This is a genomic window from Saccharopolyspora sp. (assembly GCF_017434145.1).
In the GTDB taxonomy this organism is placed as follows: Bacteria; Actinomycetota; Actinomycetes; order Mycobacteriales; family Pseudonocardiaceae; genus Saccharopolyspora_C; species Saccharopolyspora_C galaxeae.
Genome location: NZ_JAFRFW010000746.1, coordinates 1 through 7636, shown reverse-complemented (window position 1 = coordinate 7636; position 7636 = coordinate 1). Strand labels below are relative to the sequence as shown.

The 7636-nt window shown below is 68.6% G+C and carries 7 protein-coding genes and 1 pseudogene; 7 read left to right on the top strand and 1 reads right to left on the bottom strand.

The annotated features are described in order from the left end of the window. The 5 genes and pseudogenes from pyrC to pyrF all read left to right on the top strand — a co-directional run. Positions 1-264: pseudogene (gene pyrC, locus IJH84_RS20325) on the top strand (dihydroorotase); the annotation flags it as partial. Beyond that, complete coding sequence (locus IJH84_RS20320) at positions 264-794, top strand: transporter (protein ID WP_295147631.1); 531 nt, start codon at positions 264-266, stop codon at positions 792-794. The pseudogene pyrC and the gene IJH84_RS20320, both read left to right, overlap by 1 nt. Continuing rightward, positions 791-1912 carry a glutamine-hydrolyzing carbamoyl-phosphate synthase small subunit gene (gene carA, locus IJH84_RS20315; RefSeq protein ID WP_200069799.1) on the top strand — a complete coding sequence of 374 codons (1122 nt, stop codon included), beginning with the start codon at positions 791-793 and terminating at the stop codon, positions 1910-1912. Before IJH84_RS20320 ends, carA begins: the two co-directional genes overlap by 4 nt. Further along, positions 1912-5235, top strand: a complete 3324-nt coding sequence (gene carB / locus IJH84_RS20310) for a carbamoyl-phosphate synthase large subunit (protein ID WP_295147626.1) — start codon at positions 1912-1914, stop codon at positions 5233-5235. Before carA ends, carB begins: the two co-directional genes overlap by 1 nt. After that, on the top strand, positions 5232-6077 hold the full coding sequence (gene pyrF / locus IJH84_RS20305; RefSeq protein WP_295147623.1) for an orotidine-5'-phosphate decarboxylase: 846 nt from the start codon (positions 5232-5234) through the stop codon (positions 6075-6077). The genes carB and pyrF overlap by 4 nt, the downstream gene beginning before the upstream one ends. A 79-nt stretch (positions 6078-6156) precedes the next feature. Here pyrF and IJH84_RS20300 read toward each other — a convergent pair whose 3' ends face one another. After that, the gene (locus tag IJH84_RS20300) at positions 6157-6363 is read right to left on the bottom strand and encodes a hypothetical protein (protein ID WP_295147620.1); all 207 of its coding nucleotides are present in this window, start codon (positions 6361-6363) and stop codon (positions 6157-6159) included. 149 nt (positions 6364-6512) lie between these two features. Between IJH84_RS20300 and IJH84_RS20295 the strand changes: the two genes are divergently transcribed. Further along, positions 6513-7403, top strand: coding sequence for a helix-turn-helix transcriptional regulator (locus tag IJH84_RS20295; protein ID WP_200069795.1), 891 nt, complete (start codon positions 6513-6515; stop codon positions 7401-7403). Beyond that, positions 7390-7636 (top strand): DUF397 domain-containing protein (locus IJH84_RS20290; RefSeq protein WP_295147615.1); only part of this gene is annotated, 247 nt, incomplete at its 3' end. The genes IJH84_RS20295 and IJH84_RS20290, both read left to right, overlap by 14 nt.

Below are 7636 nucleotides of genomic sequence, written 5' to 3'. Positions count from 1 at the left end.
CTGGATTGGCGCGGTGTGGCGCGGGTGCTCAGCGAGCGGCCCGCCGAGATCGCCGGGCTGGCCGAGCAGGGCAGACCGATCGAGGTGGGCGAGCAGGCGAACCTGGCGCTGGTGGCCGAGCAGGACCGCTGGACGGTGCGCGGTGCGGAGCTGGCCAGCGCCGCGGCGAACACTCCGTTCGAAGGCATGGAGTTGCCGGGCCGGGTGCTGGCGACGGTGTTGCGCGGCAAGGTGACCGCGCTCGAGGGCAAGGTGAGGCGCTGATGGCGCGGACGTTGTGGGTGCTGGTGCTGCTGTTGCTGGTGGCGCTGGTCTTCTACGGGATGCGCCGGGGATGGGCGAACCGGGCGCGGCGGCAGGCGGACCTGCCGGAGTTCCCCGCGGTTCCCGCCGATCTGGCGGACGAATCGGAGATCCGGGAGTCCATCAGCGGCTTCTACGTGGGCAGCACGAGAGCCGAGGATTGGCAGGACCGGATCGCCGTCGGCGACATCGGTCACCGCGCGAACGCCGTCGCGAGCTTGCGCGGCTCCGGCGTGCTCCTGGAGCGCGACGGCGCGAGTCCGATGTGGATCCCCGCGGAGTCGGTCGTGGACGCCCGGGTGGATCACAAGCTGGCGAACAAGGTCGTGCCGGGCAAGGGAATGCTGGTGTTCACCTGGCGACTGGGGGACCAGGCGATCGACACCGGTTTCCGCGCGGACGACGAGTCCACTCAGGACGAGTGGGCGAAGGCGGTGCGGGCACTGGCGCCTGCCGCAGGACGTGACGACAACCCGGAAGGACTCACATGAGCGCGCACACTCCGGCGGCCCTGGTGCTCGAGGACGGGCGGATCTTCCGCGGTACCGCCTACGGCAGCGAAGGCCGCACGCTGGGCGAGGCGGTGTTCTCCACCGGCATGACCGGGTATCAGGAGACGCTGACCGACCCCTCCTACCACCGCCAGATCGTGGTGCAGACCGCGCCGCAGATCGGCAACACCGGCTGGAACGACGAGGACGACGAGTCGCAGCGCATCTGGGTCGCCGGTTACGCCGTGCGGGATCCCGCCCGGACCCCGTCGAACTGGCGCTCCCGCCGTTCGCTGGACGACGAGCTGACGCGGCAGGGCATCGTCGGCATCGCGGGCCTGGACACCCGCACGGTGACCCGGCACCTGCGCGAGCGCGGGGCGATGCGGGCCGGGATCTTCTCCGGTGCGGGCCTGCGCCCGGACGAGGAGCTGGTCGAGCAGGTCGCCTCGTCCGCGCCGATGTCCGGTGCGGACCTGGCCGGTGACGTGACCACGGGCAAGTCCTACGTGGTGCCCGCGCAGGGCGAGAAGCGGTTCACCGTCGCGGCGCTGGACCTGGGCATCAAGTCGAACACGCCGCGGATGATGTCTCAGCGCGGCATCGAGGTGCACGTGCTGCCGCTGTCCTCCACTGTGGACGATCTGCTGGCGGTCGAACCGGACGGCGTGTTCCTGTCCAACGGCCCCGGCGACCCGGCCACCGCCGAGCACGGCGTGGAACTCACCCGCGAGGTGCTGGGCCGCAAGATCCCGCTGTTCGGCATCTGCTTCGGCAACCAGCTGCTGGGCCGCGCGTTGGGCCGCGGGACCTTCAAGATGCGCTACGGCCACCGCGGGATCAACATCCCGGTGATCGATGTGGACACCGGCAAGGTCGCGATCACCGCGCAGAACCACGGTTTCGCCGTCGAGGGCGAGGCGGACGAGCGGTTCGGCACCGACTTCGGCACCGCCAAGATCAGCCACTACTGCCCGAACGACGGCACCGTCGAGGGCCTGCGGCTGCTCGACGGCCCCGCGTTCAGCGTCCAGTACCACCCGGAGGCCGCGGCCGGACCGCACGACGCCGCGCCCCTGTTCGACCAGTTCACGAGCATGATGAGCGAGGCCCGCTGATGTCCAAGCGCACTGATATCCGGCACGTGATGGTGATCGGGTCGGGGCCGATCGTGATCGGGCAGGCGAGCGAGTTCGACGACTCCGGGACGCAGGCTTGCCGGGTGCTGCGTGAGGAGGGGCTGCGGGTCAGCCTGGTCAACTCCAACCCGGCGACGATCATGACCGACCCGGAGTTCGCGGACGCGACCTACGTGGAGCCGATCACTCCGGAGTTCGTGGAGAAGGTGATCGAGGCCGAGCGGCCGGACGCGCTGCTGGCGACCCTCGGCGGGCAGACCGCGTTGAACACCGCGATGGCGCTGGATGCGCGCGGGGTGTTGAAGAAGTACGGCGTGGAGCTGATCGGCGCGGACATCGAGGCGATCGAGCGCGGTGAGGACCGGCAGCGGTTCAAGGACATCGTGCGCTCGGTCGGCGGTGAGGTGCCGGAATCCAAGGTGTGCAAGTCGATGGACGAGATCCGCGACTTCGTCGCCGAGCACAGCCTGCCGGTGGTGATCCGGCCGAGCTTCACCATGGGCGGGCTCGGTTCGGGCATGGCGCACACCCACGAGGACCTGGAGCGGATGGCATCGTTCGGGCTGACGGAGTCGCCCGTGCACGAGGTCCTGATCGAGGAGAGCGTGCTCGGCTGGAAGGAGTACGAGCTCGAGCTGATGCGCGACCACGCGGACAACGTGGTGGTCGTGTGCTCCATCGAGAACGTCGATCCGATGGGCGTGCACACCGGGGATTCGGTGACGGTCGCCCCGGCGATGACGCTGACCGACCGGGAATACCAGCACATGCGCAACGTCGGCATCGACGTGCTGCGCGAGGTCGGGGTGGACACCGGCGGCTGCAACATCCAGTTCGCGATCCACCCGCGCACCGGGCGGATGGTGGTCATCGAGATGAACCCGCGGGTGTCGCGGTCCTCGGCGCTGGCGTCGAAGGCCACCGGTTTCCCGATCGCGAAGATCGCGGCGAAGCTGGCGATCGGCTACTCGCTCGACGAGATCCGCAACGACATCACCGGTGAGACCCCGGCGAGCTTCGAGCCCACTTTGGACTACGTGGTGGTCAAGGTGCCGCGGTTCGCGTTCGAGAAGTTCCCGGGTGCGGACCCGGCGCTGACCACGACGATGAAGAGCGTCGGCGAGGCGATGTCGCTGGGCCGCAGTTTCCCGGAGGCGCTGGGCAAGGCGCTGCGGTCGATGGAGACCGCGCGGGTCGGGTTCTGGACCAAGCCGGACCCGGACGGCGCCACGCTGGAGTCCACTCTGGACGACCTGCGCACCGGGCACGACGGCCGGTTGTACACGGTGGAGCGCGCGCTGCGGCTGGGTGCGAGCGTGCAGCAGGTGCACGACGCTTCCGCGATCGACCCGTGGTTCATCGACCAGATCGCCGCGCTGGTGGAATTGCGCACCGCGCTGGTGGATTCGCCGGTGGTGGACAGCGATCTGCTCCGGGAAGCCAAGCGTTCCGGGCTCTCGGACCGGCAGATCGCCGCGCTGCGGCCGGAATTGGTCGGTGAGGACGGGGTGCGCGCGCTGCGGCACCGCCTCGGGGTGCGCCCGGTCTACAAGACCGTCGACACCTGCGCGGCCGAGTTCGCCGCCCGCACGCCGTACCACTACTCGGCCTACGAGCTGGATCCCGGCGCCGAGTCGGAGGTCGAGCAGCAGCGCGCGAAGCCGAAGGTGATCATCCTCGGCTCCGGTCCGAACCGGATCGGGCAGGGCATCGAGTTCGACTACTCCTGCGTGCACGCGGCGATGGCGTTGCGCGAGGCCGGGTTCGAGACCGTGATGGTCAACTGCAACCCGGAGACGGTCTCCACCGACTACGACACCGCGGACCGGCTCTACTTCGAGCCGCTGACGTTCGAGGACGTGCTGGAGGTCGTCTACTCCGAGCAGGCTTCCGGCGAGGTCGCGGGCGTGATCGTGCAGCTGGGCGGGCAGACTCCGCTGGGCCTGGCGCAGCGGCTTTCCGATGCGGGCGTGCCGATCGTGGGCACGCCGCCGGAGGCGATCCACCTGGCCGAGGAGCGCGGCGCGTTCGGCGACGTGCTGGGCAAGGCCGGGCTGCCCGCGCCGAAGTACGGCATGGCCACCTCGTTCGACGCCACGCGGCGGATCGCCGACGAGATCGGCTACCCGGTGCTGGTTCGTCCGTCCTACGTGCTCGGCGGCCGCGGGATGGAGATCGTCTACGACGAGACCTCGCTGGAGAACTACATCGCCCGGGCCACCGAGGTCACTCCGGAACACCCGGTGCTGGTGGACAACTTCCTCGACGACGCCATCGAGATCGATGTGGACGCGCTGTGCGACGGCGACGAGGTCTACCTGGGCGGCGTGATGGAGCACATCGAGGAGGCCGGTATCCACTCCGGCGACTCGGCGTGCGCGCTGCCGCCGATCACGTTGGGACGTCAGGACATCGAGAAGGTGCGGGAGTCCACGAAGGCCCTCGCGCACGGCATCGGGGTGCGCGGCCTGCTGAACGTGCAGTACGCGCTCGAGGACGACGTGCTCTACGTGCTGGAGGCCAACCCGCGCGCTTCGCGGACGGTGCCGTTCGTGTCCAAGGCGACCGCGGCGCCGCTGGCCAAGGCCGCATCGCGGATCATGCTCGGCGCCACCATCGCCGAACTGCGCACCGAAGGGGTTCTGCCGCCGGTCGGCGACGGCGGGGACTTGCCGATCGACGCGCCGGTGGCGGTCAAGGAAGCTGTGCTGCCGTTCCACCGGTTCCGCACTCCCGAAGGCCACGGCGTGGATTCCTTGCTGGGCCCGGAGATGAAGTCGACCGGTGAGGTCATGGGCATCGACGTCTCCTTCGGGCAGGCGTTCGCGAAGTCCCAGACCGGTGCCTACGGGTCGCTGCCGATGTCCGGCACCGCGTTCGTGTCGGTGGCCAACAAGGACAAGCGCTCGATGGTGTTCCCCGTCAAGCGGCTGGCCGACCTCGGGTTCCAGATCCTGGCCACCAGCGGGACCGCGGAAGTGCTGCGCCGCAACGGGATCGAGGTCCAGAACGTGCGCAAGCACAACGAGGCCACTGTGGACGGCGACCGGGACGTGATCGACCTGATCCGCTCCGGCGAGGTGGACATGGTGGTGAACACCCCGTACGGCAACCCCGGTCCGCGAGTCGACGGCTACGAAATCCGGACCGCCGCGGTGTCGCGCGACATCCCGTGCATCACTACGGTGCAGGGCGCGGCCGCCGCGGTGCAGGGCATCGAAGCGAGCATTCGGGGCAGCATCGGCGTGCGGCCGTTGCAGGCGTTGCAGGCGGCTCTGCGCCAAGGTGGTGAAGCTCGATGACGACCGTCCGGGCAGGTTTCGGGCAGCGGCTGACGGATTCCATCGCCGCGCGCGGTGCGTTGTGCGTGGGCATCGACCCGCACCCGGCGCTGCTGAATTCGTGGGGCCTGGACGAGAGTCCGGGGGCGTTGGAGCGGTTCGCGATGACCGCGGTGGAGGCGCTGGCCGGTGAGGTCGCGGTGTTGAAACCGCAGGCGGCGTTCTTCGAGATCTACGGCTCGGCGGGCATGGCCGTGCTGGAGAAGGTCGTCGCGCACGCCCGCGATGCCGGTGCGCTGGTGCTGCTGGACGTCAAGCGCGGCGACATCGGGACCACGATGACGGCCTACGCGAACGCTTATCTGGACGAGCATTCGCCGCTGGCCGCGGACGCGATGACCGTCTCGCCGTACCTCGGTTTCGGTTCGCTGGCACCGGCTTTCGGCATCGCGGAGCAGACCGGGCGCGGCGTGTTCGTGCTGAGCCGGACGTCCAATCCGGAGGGTGCCGGTTTGCAGCGCTCCACCGGCGAGGACGGCCGGTCGGTCGGTCAGTCCATTGTGGATGCCGCGGCGGAGAACAACGCGGGGTCCGAGCCGTACGGCTACGTCGGAGTCGTCGCCGGTGCCACGATCCGCCCCGGCGAGCTGGACTTCTCCCGCCTCAACGGCCCGATCCTCGCTCCGGGACTGGGCGCGCAGGGCGCGACCGTCCAAAGTTTGCGCTCCACCTTCGGCTCAGCCCTGCCGTCGGTCCTGCCCGCCACGTCCCGCGACGTCCTGCGCCACGGCCCCGCCGTCAACGACCTCCGCACGGCGTCCCGCCGAGTCCGCGACGAACTGACCCACCTGCTCGACTCCTGAAGCGCGTTCTCCAGGAGTGAACGGACCGTTCGCCCAATCTATTGGGACGAACGGTCCGTTCACTCGTGTTCGGGTTGGGTCAGGTGGAGCAGAGGACGTCGACGATGGTTTCGGCGTCGTTCTGGAAGGTCAGGTCCAGGAAGTAGAGCTTGTCGGCGATGTCCGAGAGCTGGTTCTGGGTGACGACCAGTTCGGTTTCGCCCTGGGTGAGGGTGATTCTGCGCGGATGGAGTTCGATCGTGATCGCCGCGGCCGGATCGTCGGCGGGGGTCTGCCAGGTTGCCACTTGTGCCTCCCGAAAGCCGGTTTTCGTTGGTGTGCCGCACTTTCCGGAGTTCCCGCGGCGGCACGCAACGCTCCTTTCGAGTGATCTCCCTAGCTTGCCAAGCTGGGAACTCGTGAAGCTGTCCCCGGAGATCGAGGAAAGGGGGCAGCATGGGTGAGAGCAACGCGATTCCGGTCCGGACTCGCCGCGTCGCCAGCAGAATCCGGCAGCTGCGGGAGCGCAGCGGGCTCAGCGCCCAGGAAGTTTCGCAGGCGCTCGGGCTCTCGATGAGCAAGATCAGCCGGATGGAGTCCGGTCACCGCGGGCTCAACGCCGATGACGTGGCCGCGATGTTGGGACTGTACCGCGTGCCCACCGGCGAGCGGGCGGAAGTCCTGGATCTGGTGCGGCACGGCGGCGACCGCAACTGGTGGAGCGTCCGTCCGGGCGATGTGGAGTCGCTTGCGAGCGCCTGGGACACGATCAAAACCTTCGAGCGCGAGGCCATCTCGTTGAGCAGCTACGAGACGATGTTCGTGCCGGGCTTGCTGCAAACTCCGGATTATGCGGCAGCTTTGGCGGAGGCGATGTCCGCTCTTCAGCCGGGTGCCGATCTGGACGCGCTGGTGGAGCAGCGGGTTGAACGGCAGACGCTGCTGCTGAGTTCGCGGCAATTCGAGTTCTTGATCGAGAGGACGGTGCTGGAACGCCCGGTCGGCGATGCCGAGGTGATGTATCACCAGCTCAGACGAGTCGCTGCGGTCGCGGCTCGGCCGAACGTCAACCTGCAAGTCCTGGAACTCGGTGTCGGTGCGCACGCTGGTCTGGACGGGCCGTTCTCCCGTCTGGAGTTCGCTGAGCACGCCGACCTCGTGCTGTGCGAGAACATCGGATCCTCGTCATATGTCGAAGAGGCCAATATCGTTGCTGATGCGGCGGAAGTTTTGCGCCAATTGCGCAAGATTGCGCTAGGGCCGGATGAGTCGGCCGAGGCCGTCAAACACACCGCCGACCGGTGGTATCAGCAGCATGTGGTAGGAGGAAACCTTGCAGCCGAATGACTCGCAATGGCGAAAGAGCAGTTACAGCAGTGGCACCCGCACCTGCGTCGAGGTGGCTCATCCCGGGTGGCAAAAGAGCAGCTATAGCAAGGCCGACCGCACCTGCGTCGAGATCGCCCCCATCGACCACTCCGTCGCCGCCCGCGACTCCAAGGACCCCGACGGCGACTACCTGCTCGTCAGCCCCTCGGCGTGGTCGTCGTTCCTGGGCGGCATCCGGGGCGGCCGGTTCG